This is a genomic window from Solirhodobacter sp., from assembly GCF_964715405.1.
In genome coordinates this window covers 51899-70731 of record NZ_CBAICG010000015.1, presented here as the reverse complement: position 1 = coordinate 70731, position 18833 = coordinate 51899, and the positions used below count along the sequence as shown (strand labels likewise).

Below are 18833 nucleotides of genomic sequence, written 5' to 3'. Positions count from 1 at the left end.
ACTGGCATGGCCCTGCCCCAGACCCCTTCGCGCACCGGCGACCAGAAGCGCAAGCCGTTGCAGGTGCCGCTGATGTATGCGTTCCGCGATGCGTTTCGCGCGCATGATGCAAAGCGCGCACTGGACGAGCGCACGGCGGATGATGAACGCATCCTGAGCAATCGCGGCTCCGTGCGGCGGCGCGGGGCCAATGAGGAACAGCTGAAGGCGAACCTCGATATCGACTTGTCCAACCTCGTCAACACCGTCAATCTGGAATCGGCCGTCGATCTTGAGGGGCTGTCGTGGGTGCGCAAATCGGTGCTGAATTACGGGCTGGCCGACATGTCGCACATCACCAGCGAGGCGGTGGCCGGTTCGGACGTGGTGCGCAACCTGCGCGACGCGCTGCTGCGCCATGAGCCGCGGCTGATCGCGCGCTCGGTCGACGTCAAGTTGCGCGAGGCGTTCAACGATGTGACCCAGCGCATCTCGTTTCAGGTCACGGCCGAGATGGCCTGCCGCCCGGTCGATATTCCGCTGGAATTCGTCGCCGAGATCGACGTCGGTTCGGGCAAGGTGAAACTGTCCAACCTTGCGGCGGGGACCGGATGAACCGGGAGTTTCTCGACGCCTACAACCGGGAACTCGCGATCCTCTACGAGCGCGCGAAGGAATTCGCCGACGAGTATCCGGGCATTGCGGAACGGCTTGGCGGCCTGACCGAGGAGAAGCTCGACCCCGGCATCGCGGGTCTGCTGGAGGGCTCGGCCTTCCTGGCCGCACGGGTGCAACTGAAGCTGCAAAGCGAGTTTTCCACCTTCACCACGGCGCTGCTGGATCAGCTTCTGCCGAATTACCTGGCGCCGACGCCCGCGGCGATGCTGGTGCAGGCGCGTCCCGACATGAACGACCCCGAGATGGTCAAGGGTCGGCGCTTCGCCGCCGGAGCCTATCTCGACGCGAACTATGTCGAACGGGATCAGCGGGTGTCATGTCGGTTCCGTCTGGCGGCCCTGCTGGAGTTGTGGCCGCTGGAACTGGACCGCGCCAGCTATCACCCCGGACCGGGGCCGTTGCAGACGATGGGGCTGGAGGTTCTGCCGACGACGGCGGCGGGGCTGCGGCTGCGCTTTGCGCGCCGCACGGCGACCGATACCGGCCCGCTGCCCGACCAGCCCGCGCCCGGCACCAAGATCGCGCCCTTGCGCGACGTGCTGGTGGATGTGCTGCCGATCCATCTGGTCGGCCAGCCTGCCGACATGGCGCTGCTTTACGAGCAGCTCTTTTCCAACTGCCGCCGCATCACCGCGCGCTACCTTGATGCACGGGGTGATGCGGTGTTCCTGCCGGTGCGGCCCGGCCTGATCGGCCAGATCGGCTTTGATGCGTCCGAGTCGCTGTTCCCCGAAGACAAGCATGTGTTTGCGGGCTTCTCGCTGTTGCGGGAATTCAACATCCTGCCGCAGAAGTTCTCGGGCTTTCGTCTGCAGGGCCTGCGCGCGATCCTGTCGCAGATTCCGGCGCAGGCGTTCGATCTGATTTTCGAGTTCGACCATGTGCAGCCGCGCCTGGCACCGGTGCTGTCGCCAGCGCAATTCAAGCTTTTCACCGTGCCCGCGGTGAACCTGTTCGAGGAACGCTGCACCCCCGTGCGGCTTGGCCCCGAGCACAACGAGTTCCTCGTGGTGCCGGACTCGAGCCCCTCGGTGAACTACGAGGTGCACCGCTTCATCGAGGTTTCGGCGAACTATCCGGGGATGCGCAAGAAGGTGCGCGTGCACCCGGTCTATTCGCTGCCCGAGGGTGGCCAGCGCCCGCAGGAGGCGCTTTATTACGCCCATCGCAGCCGTCCCCGCCGCCTCACCGAACGCGAGCGGCGCTTTGGCGCGACCGGCGACTACATCGGCACCGAAACGCTGATCTCGATCCACGAACCGGTCGGGCTCGACGCGACCGAGCGGGCGGAACGCTTGCAGGTGGTCGCGCTCTGTTCCAACCGGCACCTGACCGCGCATCTGCCGATCGGCAAGGCGGCGCTCGATTTCCGGCTGACCGATGACGTGACGGTGCCGATTGCCTGCGTTGCCGGGCCGACGCCGCCGCGGGATTCCTTCGTTCATGCCGATCGCGCGAACCCGCGCGCCGGCAGCCAGGGCGAGATTCTCTGGCGGCTGGTGAACTTCCTCGCCTTCAACCACCTCGGCCTGACCGACCGTCACCCCGGCGATCCGGCGGGCGGCCTGCGCGAGGTGCTGTCGCTGTTCGCCGACCTGACCGACGCGGTGACCGAACGGCAGGTGCGCGGCATCGCGGGCGTCGCCTCGCGCCCCGTCACCCGGTCAATCCGCCGCGCCGATGGCTACCACGCCGCGCGCGGCACCGAGGTCACGATCACGCTGGACGAACGCGCCTTCGAGGGCGCGGGGATCGCGCCCATCGGGGCCGTGCTCGACCGCTTTCTGGCCGACTATGCCCATGTCAACAGCTTCACCGAGACCGTGATCGTGTCGCAGTCCCGCGGCGAGGTGATGCGCTGGCCACCGCGCTCGGGCACGGGGCCGGTGCTATGACGACGCTGCGCGAAATGCTCGACGCCGAGCCCTGGCGGTTCGACTTCTTCGCGCTGCTGCGCGAGCTTGAACGCAGCACGCCGGGCAAGCCGCGCATCGGGCGCAGCGAGGTTCTGGCGCAGGAGATCGTGTCGATCGGGCAAGACCCGTTCGTGGCGTTTCCCGCCGCCAACGTCACCGATTTCGTGCAGACCTCACCCGAGGCGAGGGCGCGGCTGCGCACCCGGTTTCTGGGCTTCTTCGGGCCGCAGGGCGCGTTGCCGCTGGCAACGACCTACGAAGCCTACCACTGGATGCGCGCGCATGATGACAGCTTCGTGCGCTTCACCGACATCTTCGCCGACCGCTTCCTGCAACTGTTCTATCGCGCCTGGGCCGATGCCCGGCCGATCGCGCTGTTCGGCCGCCCCGAGGAGGACCGCTTCCGCGCCTGGGTCGGCAGCGCCATCGGGCTTGGCACCCCGGCGCTGCGCGACCGCGACAGCCTGCCCGACATCGCCAAGCTGGCCTACGCGGGCATCCTCGGCAGCCGGGTGAAAAGCGCGACCCGGCTGGCCCAGGTGCTGCGCGGCATTCTGGGGGTCGAGATCCGGGTGACCGAACGGGTGGCAAGCTGGCTCGACTTCGAGCCGCAGGATTGCACGCGGCTTGGCCAGACCGGGGCCGTGCTGGGCCAAAGCACCCACCTTGGCGCCCGCGTGCAGTCGATCAACCACAAGATCACCGTGACGATCCGGACCCATTCGCTGGAGGAATACGAAAGTTTCCTGCCCGGCCGCGAGCGGTTCCGCCAGATCGCCGATCTGCTGTATTTCCAGTTGGGCGAGTTGATCGACATCGACCTTGCGCTGGAACTGCCGCGCAAGGTGCGGCCCGGCACCCGCCTCGGCACCGCCGGGCGGCTGGGCTGGACCGCCTGGTCCGCCCCCGAAACGACCGCCGCGAACGACGCGGCCGCCCCCGAGACCGCGCCACCGGACGGTGCGGCGGAGGACGAGGATTTCATCGTCGCCGCCACCTTCGGCGCCACCGCCCGACGGGGCACCTGAGCCATGTCCAGCCACTCCACCCGCAGCAAGCCGGGACCAACCAAACCACAGGGAAGCATCCGATGAACGACATCAGCCTGGAGACCGTTGCCGGCAAGCTGAACCGCGTCGGCTACGACGCCTTCATGAAGGCGCTGCGCCACGCCAAGAACGAGGGCAACCGACATCTGGAACTGTCGCACTGGCTGTTCCACATCGTGTCGAACGAACGTTCCGACCTGTCGGTGACGCTGATCCAGACCGGGCTCGACCGTGCCAAACTGCTGAGCGACCTGCAAAAATCCATCGACGCGCTGCGCAAGAACGTGACCGAGATGCCGGGCATCTCGTCGCAGATGACCGACCTGCTGGATCGCGGCTGGCACTATGCCACGCTCCTGTTCGGCGAGGCGCAGATCCGCACCGGGCACCTGCTGGTCGCCGGCCTGAAAGCGAAGGACCTGCGCGAGAACATCCTGAACCTGTCCAAGATCTTCGCCCAGATCGACGTCGACAAGCTGGTGGGCGACGCCGCGCGGCTGTGGGCCGCGTCGGAAGAAGAGGACATGCGCCCGATGGACGGCTCCGGCATCGGCCAGGGCGGCGCGGCGGGCGAGGGCGGCGAGGCGGCGGGGGCGGCGCGCAGCGCGACCCCGCTGGGCCGGTTCGCGGTCGACATGACGGCCCAGGCCGCCAGCGGCAAGATGGACCCGATCGTCGGGCGCGACGAGGAAATCCGCCAGATCATCGACATCCTGATGCGGCGGCGGCAGAACAACCCGATCCTGACCGGCGAGGCCGGGGTGGGCAAGACGGCGGTGGTCGAGGGCTTCGCCCAGCGGCTGGCGGCGGGCGACGTGCCGCCCGCGCTGAAGGGCAACAAGCTGATGATGCTCGACCTCGGCCTGTTGCAGGCCGGCGCCTCGATGAAGGGCGAGTTCGAACAGCGGCTGCGCTCGGTGATCGACGAGGTGCAGCAAAGCCCGGTGCCGCTGATCCTGTTCATCGACGAGATTCACATGCTGATGGGCGCGGGCGGGGCGCAGGGCACCAATGACGCGGCGAACCTGCTGAAACCGGCGCTGGCGCGCGGCACCCTGCGCACCGTGGGCGCCACGACCTGGATGGAATACGCCAAGTATTTCGAAAAAGACCCGGCGATGACCCGCCGGTTCCAGCCGATCACCATCGACGAGCCCTCGGTGGACAAGGCCTGCATCATGCTGCGCGGGATCATGGGGCCGATGGAAACGCACCACAAGGTGCGCATCTCGGACGAGGCGATCGTCGCCGCGGTCCAGCTTTCGGCGCGCTACATTCCGGCGCGGCAACTGCCCGACAAGGCGGTTTCGCTGCTGGACACCGCCGCCGCGCGGGTGGCGATCAGCCAGACCACGATCCCGCCGAGCGTCGAGGACACCAAGGCCCGCATCGCCGCCCTGAAGGTCGAGCGGGTGGCGAAGGAACGGCAGGCCGACCTTGGCACCGTGAACGAGGTGCGCATCATCGAGATCGACGAGGCGCTGGCCAGGGAACAGGCGGTGCTGGCGGAACTGGAGGCGCATTACGCCGCCGAAAAGGCGCTGGTGGACGAGATCATCGACCTGCGCGGCAAGCTGGCCACACCGCCCAAGGCCGCGGGCGCCGAAGGCGAGGCCGCCCCCCCCGTGCAGACCGAGGCCGAACTGCGCGCCGAACTGACCGCGAAGGTGCACGAGCTTGGCTCGCTGAAGCCCGACGGGCGGATGATCTACGCGCATGTGGACGAAAACGCCGTGGCCTCGGTGGTGTCGGACTGGACCGGCATCCCGGTCGGCCGCATGGTCACCGACGAGGTGCAGGCGATCCTGCACCTGCCGGAAACGCTGAAGAAACGCGTCGTCGGCCAGGACCACGGCCTCACCATGATCGCCCGCCGGATCGAGACCAACCGCGCCAAGCTCGACAACCCCAACAAGCCGATCGGGGTGTTCATGCTGTGCGGCCCCTCGGGCGTCGGCAAAACCGAAACCGCGCTGGCGCTGGCCGATGCGATCTACGGCGGCGAGCAGAACGTGATCACCATCAACATGAGCGAGTTCCAGGAGGCGCATACCGTTTCGCTGCTGAAAGGCGCGCCCCCCGGCTATGTCGGCTATGGCGAGGGCGGGCGGCTGACCGAACAGGTGCGCCGCAAACCCTATTCGGTCGTGCTGCTGGACGAGATCGAGAAGGCCCACCACGACGTCCATGAGCTGTTCTTCCAGGTCTTTGACAAGGGGATCATGGAGGATGGCTCGGGCCGCCGCATCGACTTCAAGAACTGCGTGATCCTGCTCACCTCGAACGTCGGCACCGAGGTCATCATGCGGATGGCCGAGAACGGCGAGACCCGGCCCGACCCCGAAGTGCTGGCCGAAGCGATGCGGCCCGCGCTGCTGGAGGTGTTCCCGCCCGCCCTGCTGGGCCGGATCGTGACGATCCCCTACTTCCCGCTGTCGGCCGAAGTGCTGGGCAGCATCGTGCGGCTGAAACTGAACTCGCTCGTGTCGCGCGTGAAACAGAACCACAAGGCAAAGATGACCTACTCCGACGCCGTGGTGGCGCATATCGTGGACCAGTGCCGCGACCCCGACTCGGGCGGGCGGATGGTGGACAACATCATGACCAACACGCTGCTGCCCGAACTCAGCCGCGCCGTGCTGACCCGCACGCTGGACGGCAGCGAACTGACGCATGTGAACATCGGGATGGGAGAGAACGGGCAGTTCACCTACGATCTGGGATGAACGGCGGGCGCAGGCGATGATCCGGGGGCTGGCAGCGGCGGTGACGCTTGGCGCAGGGTTGACCGCCCTGCCCGCCCATGCTGAATTCATCGTCTGCAACCAGTCCTTCGACGTGGTGAACGTGGCCATCGGGCAGGTGGCGGGCGACGGGTTTCGCACCGATGGTTGGTGGACGATCGGCACCAACCAATGCGCCAATGTCATCAAGGGGCAGCTCGACAACCGCTATGTCTATGTCTACGCCACCGACGTGTTCGGCCAGCCCCTGCTCGACGGCAAGACCGAGATGTGCGTCGCGCCGAAGAAGTTCACCATCAGCGGCACCGGCGATTGCTGGCAGCGCGGACACATCGCGGCGCCGTTCCTGGAGGTCGATACCGGCTCGGGCGTGCGCTTCACGCTGTTCATCAAGCCGCCGGGCGGAAGCTGAGATGCGCCGCACCCCCGCCGCGCATCGGATCAACGCATCTGCCGAAGCCTTTGGCCTTGCGGGACTCTCTGGTCTGGTGTCGTATCCGGATGGTGACGGGCGACCGCCGCGCCGTGCAGGACGCCCGCAGATGGGAGGGGCCGATGACTGACCGCCGTCCCCGCCAGGGGGGTTTGGTGCATGCTTTTCGTGCGCTGCTCGTCGGGCTGGCGCTGGTGCTGGCGTCGGCGGTGACGGCGGCGGCTGATCGTGTTGCGCTGGTCATCGGCGAGGCGGCCTATCAGACCCTGCCGGTGCTGAAGACCCCGGCCCTGAACGCCAGCCTGATGGACGAGGCGCTGCAATCGCTGAACTTCAAGGTGACCACGCTGATCGACGCGAACAAGGCCGATCTGTCGGCCGCGCTCGACCGGTTCTCGGGCCAGGCGGCGGCGGCGGATACCGTGGTGGTCTACTTCTCCGGCGCGGTGTTCCAGTATCAGGGCGCCAACCATCTGGTGCCCGTCGATGCCGCCCTCGCCAGCGCCGGGGCGATCGAGTCCGAGACGCTGCGGCTTGACGCCGTCATCTCGCGCCTGACGAACCCCAACCGGCCCCTGCTGGTCTTCATCGACAGCGGGCCCGGCAACCCTTTGCCGCCCGCCTTGCTGGGCAGCTCGGGCCCCGGTCTGGCGCAGCCTGCACTGGCGGGGTCCAACCCGGTGATGGTGGCACTGTCGGCCGAACCCGGCCATGCGCCAGAGCCCGAAACGGCGGCGTTCAGCACCTTCACGCTGGGGCTGCAAAGCTACCTGCCGATCGCCGACAAGCCGATCGCCGACGTGATGCGCTGGGTGCAGCGCGATCTCGAGGCGGCGACCGGGCAGGCGCAATCGCCTTGGGTCTATTCCACGCTGGATGCGGCCTATTCGCTGTCGGGGACCGCACCGGCGAAACCCGTGACGCCGCAGCCGACGACGCCGACGCCGCCCGTGCTCCAGCCACCGGCGCCGCCGCAACCGGCGCCGGGCCAACCCGCGGCACCCGCCCTCAGCGCCCAGAGCGCGACGCCGCCCGCGGCCCCCGCCCGCGCGCCGGAATCCGACCCGCCGCAGCGGATGGTGCTGCGCGCCTTCCAGTTGCCGCGCGGCTATGACTCGCCGCCCCCCAGCGGCGAAACCGCGGCGCCCAGCATCGCGCTGTTGCCGACGCTGCGGCAGATCGTGCCCGACCGTCACCTCGCCCCGCTGGCCGCGACGGTCGATGGGGTGCAACTTGCCGCCGTCGCGCCGACGACGCGCCTGGCCCCCGCCGCGCCCGACTTCACCACGCTGCCCGGCACCGAAGTGATGGACGATGGCACACGGGTGCCGATCCTGTCGGGCGTCGATCTGGCGAAGGCGATCCAGAAGGAACTGAACCGCGTCGGCTGCTATCAGGGCGGTGCCGACGGCAATTTCGGCCCCGGTTCGCAGAACGCGCTGGCGAACTACCTCAAGGCGAAGACCCTGCCCGCCGACCAGACCGACCCGACCCTGGCCGTCTATATTCAGTTGCTGGCCGAGACCGACACCGTCTGCAAGGCATCGGCTCCGGTGCCGAAGCCGCCGAAACCGGCGTTCAAACCCTCCGCCCAGGCAAATCCGGCGCCGCCCGTGGCTGCCGTGCCGGATGCTGGCTCCGGAAAGATCAAGAAGCTGATCCTGATACCGAACTTCTGATCGTGGACAGGGGAAAACCCGAGCGCAGCCCATGACCGATGTCGATCACATCTTTCAGGAGGCCCGCAAGCAGGCGCGGGCGCGGCGGCGGCGGGCGCGGCTGAAACGGGTGCTGACGGGGCTCGCGGTGCTGGCGGTCGGGCTGGGTGCCGGGGCGTGGTTCACGCGCGACATGTGGCACTTGCGCGAACCGGGGGCGGTGACGGTGGTCGCGGGCGGCCAGCAGCTCGAGGCGGTGGGCGAGGCGGGCCACGAAACCCTGTCGGCCTTCGTCAACCTTCCCGGCGATCCGATGACGCTGCACCTTGACAGCGCCGCCCCGCAGGATCGCGGCGCCCGGACGATCGACCGCCCCGGCGCCTTGCCGCCCGAGCGCGGCGCGGGGGCCCTGACGCTGGTGCAGGACGTGATGATCTCGGGGCAGGAACGGGTGGTGACCACGCTGCCCTCGACCCAGGAAGACTTTGCCGTGTTTCAGGCGCAGCGGCGCGGGTTGCAGGGGGCGGCCGTCGGCGGCGCACCCCCGGGTGCGGCCCCCGCGCCCGCAGCGACCGCCAGCGACGACGCGGCGAAGGCCACCACGCTCGGCGTATCGGTGCGCGGCGGTGACCAGCGTCACCCGCTGACCGAGGATGTGGTGATCCGGCTGACCTCGACCCGGCCGCTGGCCGACGTGCTGCGCGAAAACCGCATCGCCGCCGCCGAGGCCGACGAGATCACCGCCGCGGTGACGCAGGACTTCGGCCGGACCACGCTTGCCCCCGGCGAGGTGCTGGCGCTGCGCGGGATGCGCGGGCCGACCGGCGATGCGCTGTCGTTCCGGCAACTCTCGATCTACAAGGCCGACCACGGCTATGTCGGCTCGCTGGCGCGGGCCGATGATGCGCCGGGGGCGGACGGCACGCCGCAGCCCGGCGGGCTTGTGCCCGGCGCCGACCCCTGGGTGCAGGATGACCTGTTCGCCAACGCCGCAACCGATGCCGCCCCGGCCCCGCCCCGCCATTACCGCGTGCTCGATGCGCTTTACAGCGCGGCGCTGCGCGATCAGTTGCCCTCCACCCTGGTCGGACAGATCATCATGCTGTTGTCCGAGGCGCATGACCTTGACGTCGAGGCGGAGGCGGGTGACCGCATGACGGTGCTTTATTCCACCGATCCGGGCGGCACCGTGCCGGGGATCGGGCAGGTTCTCTACATCGCGATCAAGGGCGCGAACGTCACGGTGGATTGCTACATCTACCCGCCCTCGCCCGGCGCGGACTATGCCTGCTATGGCCGCTCGAAGGATCAGGGCGGCGCGCCCCCGGTGCCCGCCGCGCCCGCCGCCACGGCCGCCACGGCCGCCAGCGACGACAGCGCGGTGGATCAACTTGTGGGCCGTATCATCACCATCGAGTCCGGCGGCAAGGCCGACGCGAAGAACCCGCTGTCGGATGCGGTGGGCGTCGGCCAGTTCATCGGCAGCACCTGGCTGCGGATGATGCGCACCTACCGCCCCGATCTGGTCATCGCGAACACGCCGGAACAGCTTCTGGCGATGCGCCTCGATCCGGTCATCTCGCGTCAGATGGTGGTGCTGCTGACGAAGGAAAGCGAGGCCTACCTGCGCGCCCGCGGCCACGAGATCACGCCGGGGCGACTGTATCTGTCGCACTTCCTTGGCGCTGGCGGCGCCGACACTGTGCTGAATGCCCCACCGGATACGCCGCTGCTATCGCTGATCGGCCAGGCTGCGATCACCGCCAACCCGTTCCTGAACGGGCAGAACGCCGCATTCGTGGTCAACTGGGCGGAACAACTGATGGCGGGCGCAACCGCCACGGTGGCGTTCCGGGAACCCGCCGGGCTCGACGCCTTCCGCGCGCTGGTGGGCGGGCTGCTGCCAACCGGCTGACGGATCAGCCGAGGCCGGGGATCGGCACGCCGAAGGTCTGCGCCAGCAGCACCACGTTCAGGGCCAGGATCACCCCTGCCCCGGCGATCGCCAGCACCCGCTCCACCCGCCCGCTGACATAGGCGCCCATGATGTCGGCGCGGCCGGTGAACAGCACCAGCGCGATCATCGGCACCGGCAGCGCAAGGCTCAGCACGACCTGGCTCATCACCAGCGCCTGCGTGGCGTTCACCCCGATCGCGACCACGACGAAGGCCGGGATCATCGTCACCATCCGCCGCACCCAGATCGGAATGTGGATGCGCACGAAGCCCTGCATGATGACCTGCCCGGCCATCGTGCCGACCACCGAACTGGAAATGCCCGAGGCGATCAGCGAGATCAGGAAGGCCGAGGCCGAGGCCGCGCCCAAGAGCGGGGTCAGCGCGTGATAGGCGGTCTCGATCTCGGCCACGTCGCTGTGACCGGCGTGGAAGGCCCCAGCCGCCATGATCACCATCGCGATGTTGATCATGCCCGCGACCGCCAGCGCCACCACCACCTCGATGTTGGAAAAGCGCAGCAGGCGCCGCCGCTCGCCCTCGTTGCGCACCGAGGCGCGACCCTGCGTCAAGCCGGAATGCAGGTAGATCGCATGCGGCATCACCGTGGCACCGATGATCCCGACCGAGATCGTCAGCGCCGCCGCATCGGGGATCTGCGGCAGCGCCAAGCCCAGGCCCACCTGCCCCCAGGCGACCGGCGCGATGAAAAGTTCGGTCAGGTAGCACAGGCCGATCACCGCGACGAAGGCGCCGATCACCAGTTCCATCGGGCGAAAGCCGCGCCCCTCGACCAGCAGGATGCCGTAGGTGACGATCGCGGTGATGACCATGCCCGCCATCAGCGGGATGTTGAACAACAGCGCCAGCCCGATGGCCCCGCCCAGAAACTCGGCCAGATCGGTCGCCATCGCGGCGATTTCGCTGACCAGCCACATGCCGATCACCACGGGGCGCGGGAAGTGCAGGCCGCACAACTCGGCCAGATTGCGCCCGGTGACGATGCCCAACTTGGCCGACAGGCCCTGAAACAGCATCGCGATCAGGTTGGCCAGCAGCACGACCCACAGCAGCGTATAGCCATAGCCCGCGCCCGCCTGAATGTTGGTCGCGTAGTTGCCGGGGTCGATATAGGCGATCGAGGCGATGATTGCGGGCCCGGCGAACAGCAGCATCGAACCGGGGCCGCGCCGCTTGCCCGCCAGAACGGCCGACATGCCGCGCCGGGCGCGCCCGGTCATCGAACTGTCTCGCTTCACCGTCTCATTCATCAACATTCCCATCATCGGACCGATGCCACGGCAGATGTAGCCGTGTCTACACTTTTGTCAACCAGCCCGAGCCTGAAGACTGGACTTCACGCGGGTGTGATCCCTGCGTTTACAAGATGAAGCCGGGTCTTTATGGTGTGCCTTCCCTTGCACACCGGCCGCGCGGCCCGAGGAGATACGATGCCCCAGGACACCTCTGCCGCGCACGAGCCCCCGGCCCGCGCCGAAGGGTTCAGCCACGCCCGCACCGCGCAGTCGCAGGCGCTGCTGGAAGACTACACCGAGATGATCGACGATCTGATCCACGAACACGGCGAGGCGCGGCTGACCGACATCGCGCGGCTGATGGGCGTCACCCACCCGACCGCCGCCAAGGCCGTGGCGCGGCTGAAGCGCGAGGGGCTGGCGGTGTCGCGCCCCTATCGCGGCGTGTTCCTGACCGGCCCCGGCGCCGAGATGGCGGAACGTGTGCGGGCGCGCCACCGCGTGGTGGTAGACCTGCTGGTGGCCGTCGGCGTGCCGCCGGAAGCCGCCGAGATCGACGCGGAGGGGATCGAGCATCACGTCTCGGCCGCGACACTGGAGGCGTTCGAGGCCTTCCTGAAGGCGCGCGGCTAAAGCGAATTGCGGTTTAACAGTCGTGAGGACATCGGCATTCGCCCGAGTCTTGGGGCGAATGCTGATTCATGATAAACGCAATTCGCCTTGATCAGCCGCCGGGCCGCACCCTTGGCGCCGACTTGTCGGCAAACGCCGCCAGCCGGGCGCGCGCGTCGGGCTGCGTGTTGACCACCCCCGCCAGTACCGCCTCGGTGTAGGAGGCATCGAGCGCCGACATGTTCTGCACATGCGACACCCCAGATGTGATGGCGAAGTTCGACAGCGGCAGGTTCTGCGCCACCTTGGCCGCAATCTCGCGGGCCAGCGTATCGGAACTGCCCTCGGTCAGATACTGGCTGAACCCCAGCGTCAGCGCCTCCTGCCCGCGGTAGACCCGCCCGGTCAGCATCATGTCCACCGTGCGCGGCTTGCCGATCATCTGGCTGACGCGGATCGTGGCGCCGCCGCCGGTGAACAGGCCGCGCTGGCCTTCCGGCAGGGCATAATAGGTCGAGCCGTCCGCCACCCGGATATGCGCCGCCGAGGCGAGTTCCAGCCCGCCGCCGACCACCGCGCCCTTCAGCGCGGCAATCACCGGCACGCCGCCGTATTCCATCTTGTTGAACGCCTCGTGCCAGCGCAGGCACAGGTGCATGAACGCGGCCGGGCTGCGGTCCTCGCGGTGATGTTCCACCAGATCGAGCCCGGCGCAGAAATGATCGCCCTCGGCGCGCAGCAGCACGGCGCGCACGCCCGCGCGCGGCACCGCATCGAACAGGCGCACCAGATCCTCCACCGCTTCGGCATCCAGCGCGTTGCGTTTTTCGGGGCGGCACAGCGCCACCTCCAGCACACCGCCCGCGCTTTCGGTCAGGGCGAGGCGGGTCAGCGGCAGGGCAAAGACATCCGGGGCAGACATCGGCAGATCCTTTCAGCGGCGCTCGGCGGCAGCTTCGCCGATCCTGGCGGCGCTGTCTGCCCGGCGCGCCCGGTCCGGCGCCCCGGTTTCGACGGACAAGAACGGGGCCGATGGCGCTATTTCAGCAGCGCCGTGACGCGGTCGAAGGCGGAGCCGAAGCCTTTCATCGAGACCTGGAAATCCGCCGCGCCGCCGCCGTCGGCATGGGTCTTGATCTTCATCACCTTGGTGGCGCGCAGCGCGGTCAGCATCTTGGCATCGGCCTGCACCCGCACGACACAGCCAACCGGCAGGCAGGTGCGATAGCTCAGGGCGGGCCCCGGATCGGCGGCGTCCAGTTGCAGCGCCGGACCCTGCGTCAGGTCAAGCCCGAAGGGCAGCACCAGCGTCAGCGCCGCGCCGGTGTCGACCGGCAGCACATCGACCTCCAGCACATGCTTGCCGCTGGCATTGTCAACCTGGACCTGGCTCATGCCGCACAGCTTTTGCGGCTTGCCCGCCGCATCCGGCGTGACATTGCAGGCGACCGTCCACGCGTCATAGTTTTCCTGCAGCGAACTTGCCCCCCCGGGCAGCCCTGGGTCGGCCGCCGCGGCGACAGCGCCCGAGGCCAGCGCGAACAGCGTGAGGGCGAAAGAGGTCTTGCGCACGGAGTTTCCTTTCTGACGCGACAGAGGACGGATCGCGCGCACCCTGCGCCAGCCACCGGCCCCACCATCGGAATGGCCGGGAAACTCTGGCGGCCCCGGCGCCATCCGTCAAGCCGCGCCCGGATTCATGGGCCATCAACCGTTTGACGGCAGAAAGGGCGTGCAGCGGGCAACGAGGGAACCGGCATGACGGCGATGACGCGGATCCGGCCCCAACCGGTGCGAAAGCCAATCGCCGGTAGCATGGCGGCGCCAAAACGGGTAACGTTTCCGTCAGAGCCCCTGACCGATGAGGCGCCCGACCCGATGAGCCTGGCCGAGACGACCCGATACATCGAACGTGACGTGAACGACGAGGGCGGCGCCGCCATGCGCGCCGCCTCGCTCTGCGCGCTGGCGATGGCGGCGGCGCTCTGGTTTCTGGGCCAGATGCCGCTGGACGTGCGGCATGAAAGCATCCTGATGCTGGTGCCCGCGATCGGTTCGGCGATCGGGCCCTTCTTCCTGATCAACGGCGTCCGCGCCGGCTGGCGGTTGCGCCGCTACGGCCGATCGACGATCGAGATCGACCCGCCGGTGCAGGGTCAGCCGCTGTGCGGGGTGATCCGCACCGAACGCCCGGTCGATGCCGTCGGGCGCTACGCAATCCGGCTGCGCTGCGAAGACGTGCAGGGGCGGACGGTGGCGACGACCCTGTTCAAAAGCGTGTGCCATGTGCCCCATGCCAAGGTGAACTCCACCCGCGGCATTCCGTTCATCATCGAACCGCTGAACAGCGAGGAAAAGGCCGGCACCACCGACCGGCTGCTGGCCAGCCGTGTGCGCTGGTGGATCGAGGTCTCGGCCTTGACCGAATTCATCAGCTATACGGCGGTTTTCGACGTGTCGGCGCTCTTGCACGATGTCGAGGACTCGGACGAACAGCCGTGGTGGCAATTGCCGGACGCGACGACCGCAGGCGCGCCGTCGACGCACTGACGGCCGATTTCAGGAGGCTCGAATGCGCATATCCTTCCACGGGGCGGCCGGGGGTGTCACCGGCTCTTGCCACCTGATCGAATGCGCCGGGCAGCGCATCCTGATCGACTGCGGCCTGTTCCAGGGTGGCCACGAACTGGAGGAGGAGAACGCCGCCCCCTTCGGCTTCGATGCCGCCGCGATCGATGTGCTGCTGTTGACGCACGCCCACCTTGACCATTGCGGGCGCATCCCGTTGCTGGTCAAGCGCGGCTTTCGGGGGCAGATCGTCTCGACCGCCGCCACCCGTGATCTGGCGCGGCTGGTGATGATGGACTCGGCCCGCCTGCAAGAGGAAGAGGCCGACCGCGCCGCCCGCCATCCCGGCCGTCCCCGCCCCGCGGCGCTTTACGGCACGCTGGATGCGCTGGCGGCTTTCGACCGTTTCGGCACGATCGCGACCCGCGGCACACCGATGACGCTGGCGCCGGGAATCACCGCGACCTTCGGCAATGCCGGGCACATCCTGGGGTCGGCCTGGATTCGGCTGGAGTTGACCGAAGACAGGATCAGCCGATCAATCCTGTTCTCGGGCGATCTCGGCGGGCCGGGCCGGCCGCTGCTGGCGGACCCCGACCCCGCGCCGCCCACAGATGCGCTGGTGATCGAGACGACCTACGGCGACCGCGCCCACCGCAGCCTCGACGCCTCGGTCGACGAGCTTTACGCCGCGATCACCGAGGCCGTCCGCCACGGCGGCAATGCGGTCATCCCGACCTTCGCGCTCGACCGCGCACAAGAGCTGCTGTTCTTCCTGCGCCAGGGCGAGCGATCGGGGAAGATCCCGCGCGGCCTGCCGGTCTACCTCGACAGCCCGATGGCGATCACCGCGACCGAGATCTACGAAAGCCACCCCGAGGAATTCCGCGCCTCGGTCAAGGCGATGTTCGCCGCCGACCGCGAGCCGCTGTCGCCCTCGGGCCTGCAACTGGTGCGCGACACCAAGGGCTCGGCGCGCCTGAACGGCGTCCACGGCGCGGTGATCATGGCCGGGTCGGGCATGTGCACCGGCGGGCGCGTCCGCCATCACCTCAGCCACACCCTTGGCCACGGCGAGAACGCGATCATCTTCGTCGGCTTCGCGGCGGCGGGCACGTTGGCGCGCCAGATCATCGACGGCGCGAAGTCCGTGCGCCTGTTCGGGGCCGAGGTTCCGGTGCACGCCCGCATCCACACGATCAACGGCTTTTCCGCCCATGCCGATCAGGGCGACCTGCTGGCCTGGGCCGCCACCGCGCGGGCGGGCACCACCTTTCTGGTGCACGGCGAGGCGGCGGCGGCGCAGGCGTTCGCCGCGCACCTGCACGGCACGCGCGTGGTGATCCCGACGCTGCACCAATCATTTGACCTCGGCGCGGCCTTGCCGACCGGCAACACCCCCCGTTAGGATCGGCGTCACCCTGTAGGGGAACCGCCCGTGACCAAACCTCACCCAGCCGGGCCATCGCGCCCGGCGCGCCTGCTGTTCCCGACGCTGCGTGGCCTGACGCCCGCCATGTGGCCGGGCGAGGTCATGGCGGCGCTGATGCTGCTGGCGATCGCGGTGCCGGAACAGCTTGCCACCGCACGGCTGATGGGGCTGCCGCCGATCACCGGCCTTGTCGCCTTCATCGCGGGTACCGTCGCCTTCGCGGCCTTCGGGCTCAGCCGGTCGCTGTCGGTCGGGGCGGATTCCACCATCGCGCCGATCATGGCTGCGTCGCTGACGCTGCTCGCCCTGCCGGGCAGCCCGCATTACGCAGCGCTGGCGGGCATGCTGGCGACGCTGACCGGGGCGATCCTGATCCTGTCGCGCCCGTTACGGCTGGGCTGGATCGCCGATCTGCTTTCGGTGCCGGTCACCACCGGGTTTCTGGCCGGGATCGCGGTGCACATCCTTGCGGGCGCCCTGCCGCCGATCCTGAACCTGCCCTCGACCGCGCCCGGCCTGCCCGAGCGGCTGGCCGACCTGGCCCGTCAGTTGCCTCAGGCGGATCCGGTGACGACGGCGGTGGGGTTCGGCGTCGCCGCGATCAGCCTGCTGGCCGACCGCCTTGGCCACCGGGTGCCGGGTCCGCTGATCGCGCTGGCGCTGGCGGCCACGGCGGTCGCGCACTTCGGACTGACGGTGCCGATGCTGGATGCGCTGCCGCGCGGCCTGCCGGGGCCGGTGCTTGCCTGGCCCGCGTTCAGCGAGGTCACGACGCTGCTGCCGCTGGCCGGAGTGATCGCGCTGATCGTGATGATGCAGACGGCCGCGGTGCGGCAGGCGCTGCTTGATGCCGACGACGCCGACCCCGACCGCGACTTTGCCGCCATCGGTGCGGGCTCGGTGCTGTCGGCGCTGCTGGGCAGTTTCGCGGTGAACGCCAGCCCGCCCCGCAGCGCCGCGCTGGAGGCGGCGGGGGGGCGCTCGCAAGCCTCGGGGCTGATCGCGGTCGCGCTGACGGTCGCGCTGATCGCCTTCGGCGCCAGGGCCTTCGCCTTGCTGCCGCAGGCGGCGCTGAGCGGTGTGTTGCTGATGGTCGGGCTGCGCCTGATCCACCTTGGCACGATGCGGCGGATCTGGCGCAAGAGCCCGGCCGAACTGCTGCTGGCGGCGGCCGCCGCGCTTCTAGTGGTGCTCCTGCCGGTCAACCAGGGCGTCTGGCTCGCCATCATGCTGTCGCTGGTCCACGCGCTCTACTCGATCGCGCGGCCTGCCTGTGCCGAGTTGCAGCGGGTGCCGGGCACCACGATCTGGTGGGAACTCGGTCCCGGCGAGACCGGCGAACGGGTGCCGGGCGTGCTGGTCTTTGCGCTGGGTGCGCCGGTCAGTTTTCTAAACGCGCGCTATATGGTGGCGCACCTGCGCGCCGCCATCGCCGCGGCACCGTCCGCGCCGCGCCTGATCGTGATCGAAGCGACGGGCGTGATCGGCGTCGACTACACCGGCTCGCAGATCCTGCAGGCCGCGGTGGCCGCCCTGCGTGCCGAGGGGCACGACATCGCGCTGGCGCGACTGGAAAATGAACACGCGTCGGCCTCGGCAACCCGCACCGGGCTTCTGGCGGCCCTGGGTGGCGGGCACGTCTTCCACTCGGTCGAAGAGGCGGTACAGGCGCGGACCACCTCCGGGAAACCGGCGGCGCCGGATGACGGCGCGGTGTGGGCACCCCTCAGCCGCCCATGATCGCTTCGGACCCGGTCACGACGTCCAGCAGTTCCGAGGTGATCGCCTCTTGCCGCAGGTCGTTTTCGGCCCGGCCCAGAACCTCCAGCTTGTCGGCGATGCTGTGGTCGGCGGATTCCATCACCCGCAGCCGGGCAGCGTTCTCCGAGGCGAAGGAATCCATCATCGCCTGCGACAGCGCGGCAAAGAGGTATTCGCGGTCGAGCGCGCGCAGCAGGTCCGCGGGCGGCAACTGCGCCAGCGGCGGGGCGCGGCGGATGCCCTTTGGCGGCGCGGGCAGGTCGGGCGGCAGGATGCGGCGGTAGGCCGGTGCGAAACCGCCGCCGCGCTGGTAGGCGCCATAGACCACACCCGCCGTCGCATAGCCCGCCAGGGCCTGCATCGGATCATGCACGGTCGCAGCGACGCCTGCGACATGGGTGGCCATCGGCAGCACCACGTCGGGTGCCATGCCGCGCTCGGTCGCGGTGATGCCGCCGCGCTTGCCCATCACCACCAGTTTCTCGCCGGGCCGGCGGCGCGCCTGGGCGGCCTCCAGCAGCCGCGTGTTGAAGCCGCCCGCGAAGCCGTGTTCCGAGCACACCACGATCAGCGCCGCGCCGTGCCCCTCGGCCCGGTCGATCTCCTCGCCGTCCAGCGCCAGCGCATCGGCCAGCGCCTCGGCGATGATGTCGGCATAGGCGCGGATGCCGGTCAGCGCGCCCTGCGCCTCCTGCAGCCGGTTGGCGGCCAGTGCGCGCAGCGCCTGAAAAAGGCCGCGCAGTTCCGTCAGGCTGGCGATGCGCGCCTTGAGAACCTGTTCCTGCTCCACC

Annotated in this window: 15 protein-coding genes; 11 read left to right on the top strand and 4 right to left on the bottom strand. The window is 69.0% G+C overall.

What is annotated here, in order from left to right:
• The first annotated feature begins 6 nt into the window (after window positions 1–6).
• The 7 genes from tssE (at window position 7) to AC11WY_RS08955 (ending at window position 10372) form a co-directional block, all read left to right on the top strand.
• Window positions 7–594: a type VI secretion system baseplate subunit TssE gene (gene tssE / locus AC11WY_RS08985; protein WP_482924605.1), complete on the top strand. Its 588-nt coding sequence runs from the start codon at window positions 7–9 to the stop codon at window positions 592–594.
• A complete protein-coding gene (gene tssF, locus AC11WY_RS08980; protein ID WP_482924603.1) occupies window positions 591–2552 on the top strand; it encodes a type VI secretion system baseplate subunit TssF in 1962 nt (653 codons plus the stop codon). The genes tssE and tssF overlap by 4 nt, the downstream gene beginning before the upstream one ends.
• Complete coding sequence (gene tssG / locus AC11WY_RS08975; protein ID WP_482924601.1) at window positions 2549–3601, top strand: type VI secretion system baseplate subunit TssG; 1053 nt, start codon at window positions 2549–2551, stop codon at window positions 3599–3601. Before tssF ends, tssG begins: the two co-directional genes overlap by 4 nt.
• A 62-nt stretch (window positions 3602–3663) precedes the next feature.
• The gene (tssH, locus tag AC11WY_RS08970; RefSeq protein WP_482924600.1) at window positions 3664–6348 is read left to right on the top strand and encodes a type VI secretion system ATPase TssH; all 2685 of its coding nucleotides are present in this window, start codon (window positions 3664–3666) and stop codon (window positions 6346–6348) included.
• 16 nt (window positions 6349–6364) lie between these two features.
• Window positions 6365–6778, top strand: a complete 414-nt coding sequence (locus tag AC11WY_RS08965) for a DUF1036 domain-containing protein (RefSeq protein WP_482924598.1) — start codon at window positions 6365–6367, stop codon at window positions 6776–6778.
• A gap of 176 nt (window positions 6779–6954) precedes the next feature.
• Window positions 6955–8478 (top strand): caspase family protein, encoded by a 1524-nt coding sequence (locus tag AC11WY_RS08960; protein WP_482924596.1) that lies wholly within the window; start codon window positions 6955–6957, stop codon window positions 8476–8478.
• Window positions 8479–8509: 31 nt separating this feature from the next.
• The gene (locus AC11WY_RS08955) at window positions 8510–10372 is read left to right on the top strand and encodes a hypothetical protein (protein WP_482924594.1); all 1863 of its coding nucleotides are present in this window, start codon (window positions 8510–8512) and stop codon (window positions 10370–10372) included.
• 4 nt (window positions 10373–10376) lie between these two features.
• Here the strand turns inward: AC11WY_RS08955 and AC11WY_RS08950 are convergent, their stop codons facing one another.
• Window positions 10377–11684 (bottom strand): Nramp family divalent metal transporter, encoded by a 1308-nt coding sequence (locus tag AC11WY_RS08950; RefSeq protein ID WP_482924592.1) that lies wholly within the window; start codon window positions 11682–11684, stop codon window positions 10377–10379.
• A gap of 180 nt (window positions 11685–11864) precedes the next feature.
• Between AC11WY_RS08950 and mntR the strand changes: the two genes are divergently transcribed.
• Window positions 11865–12302 (top strand): manganese-binding transcriptional regulator MntR, encoded by a 438-nt coding sequence (gene mntR / locus AC11WY_RS08945; protein ID WP_482924590.1) that lies wholly within the window; start codon window positions 11865–11867, stop codon window positions 12300–12302.
• Between the two features lie 91 nt (window positions 12303–12393).
• On the opposite strand, the gene AC11WY_RS08940 is transcribed toward mntR, so the two are convergent.
• Both AC11WY_RS08940 and AC11WY_RS08935 read right to left on the bottom strand, forming a co-directional pair.
• The gene (locus AC11WY_RS08940; RefSeq protein ID WP_482924588.1) at window positions 12394–13203 is read right to left on the bottom strand and encodes a crotonase/enoyl-CoA hydratase family protein; all 810 of its coding nucleotides are present in this window, start codon (window positions 13201–13203) and stop codon (window positions 12394–12396) included.
• 116 nt (window positions 13204–13319) lie between these two features.
• Window positions 13320–13853, bottom strand: coding sequence for an invasion associated locus B family protein (locus AC11WY_RS08935; protein ID WP_482924586.1), 534 nt, complete (start codon window positions 13851–13853; stop codon window positions 13320–13322).
• A 306-nt stretch (window positions 13854–14159) separates the two neighbouring features.
• Here AC11WY_RS08935 and AC11WY_RS08930 point away from each other — a divergent pair, with 306 nt between their 5' ends.
• The 3 genes from AC11WY_RS08930 to AC11WY_RS08920 are packed head-to-tail and all read left to right on the top strand — an operon-like array spanning window position 14160 to window position 18021.
• The gene (locus tag AC11WY_RS08930) at window positions 14160–14831 is read left to right on the top strand and encodes a hypothetical protein (protein ID WP_482924584.1); all 672 of its coding nucleotides are present in this window, start codon (window positions 14160–14162) and stop codon (window positions 14829–14831) included.
• Window positions 14832–14853: 22 nt separating this feature from the next.
• Window positions 14854–16257 (top strand): MBL fold metallo-hydrolase RNA specificity domain-containing protein, encoded by a 1404-nt coding sequence (locus AC11WY_RS08925; RefSeq protein WP_482924582.1) that lies wholly within the window; start codon window positions 14854–14856, stop codon window positions 16255–16257.
• A gap of 30 nt (window positions 16258–16287) precedes the next feature.
• Entirely contained in the window at window positions 16288–18021 is a 1734-nt protein-coding gene (locus AC11WY_RS08920; protein WP_482924580.1) for a SulP family inorganic anion transporter, read from the top strand.
• Here the strand turns inward: AC11WY_RS08920 and AC11WY_RS08915 are convergent.
• Window positions 18008–18832, bottom strand: coding sequence for a F0F1 ATP synthase subunit gamma (locus AC11WY_RS08915; protein WP_482924578.1), 825 nt, complete (start codon window positions 18830–18832; stop codon window positions 18008–18010). The genes AC11WY_RS08920 and AC11WY_RS08915 overlap by 14 nt on opposite strands.
• Window position 18833 lies beyond the last annotated feature (1 nt).

What these genes read in the sequence shown, in the direction of transcription:
- tssH (WP_482924600.1), top strand. Translation starts at nt 3,664, where the DNA reads ATGAACGACATCAGCCTGGAGACCGTTGCCGGCAAGCTGAACCGCGTC.
- AC11WY_RS08925 (WP_482924582.1), top strand. Translation starts at nt 14,854, where the DNA reads ATGCGCATATCCTTCCACGGGGCGGCCGGGGGTGTCACCGGCTCTTGC.
- tssE (WP_482924605.1), top strand. Translation starts at nt 7, where the DNA reads ATGGCCCTGCCCCAGACCCCTTCGCGCACCGGCGACCAGAAGCGCAAG.
- tssF (WP_482924603.1), top strand. Translation starts at nt 591, where the DNA reads ATGAACCGGGAGTTTCTCGACGCCTACAACCGGGAACTCGCGATCCTC.
- AC11WY_RS08950 (WP_482924592.1), bottom strand. Translation starts at nt 11,684, where the DNA reads ATGAATGAGACGGTGAAGCGAGACAGTTCGATGACCGGGCGCGCCCGG.
- AC11WY_RS08965 (WP_482924598.1), top strand. Translation starts at nt 6,365, where the DNA reads ATGATCCGGGGGCTGGCAGCGGCGGTGACGCTTGGCGCAGGGTTGACC.
- AC11WY_RS08955 (WP_482924594.1), top strand. Translation starts at nt 8,510, where the DNA reads ATGACCGATGTCGATCACATCTTTCAGGAGGCCCGCAAGCAGGCGCGG.
- mntR (WP_482924590.1), top strand. Translation starts at nt 11,865, where the DNA reads ATGCCCCAGGACACCTCTGCCGCGCACGAGCCCCCGGCCCGCGCCGAA.
- tssG (WP_482924601.1), top strand. Translation starts at nt 2,549, where the DNA reads ATGACGACGCTGCGCGAAATGCTCGACGCCGAGCCCTGGCGGTTCGAC.
- AC11WY_RS08940 (WP_482924588.1), bottom strand. Translation starts at nt 13,203, where the DNA reads ATGTCTGCCCCGGATGTCTTTGCCCTGCCGCTGACCCGCCTCGCCCTG.
- AC11WY_RS08930 (WP_482924584.1), top strand. Translation starts at nt 14,160, where the DNA reads ATGAGCCTGGCCGAGACGACCCGATACATCGAACGTGACGTGAACGAC.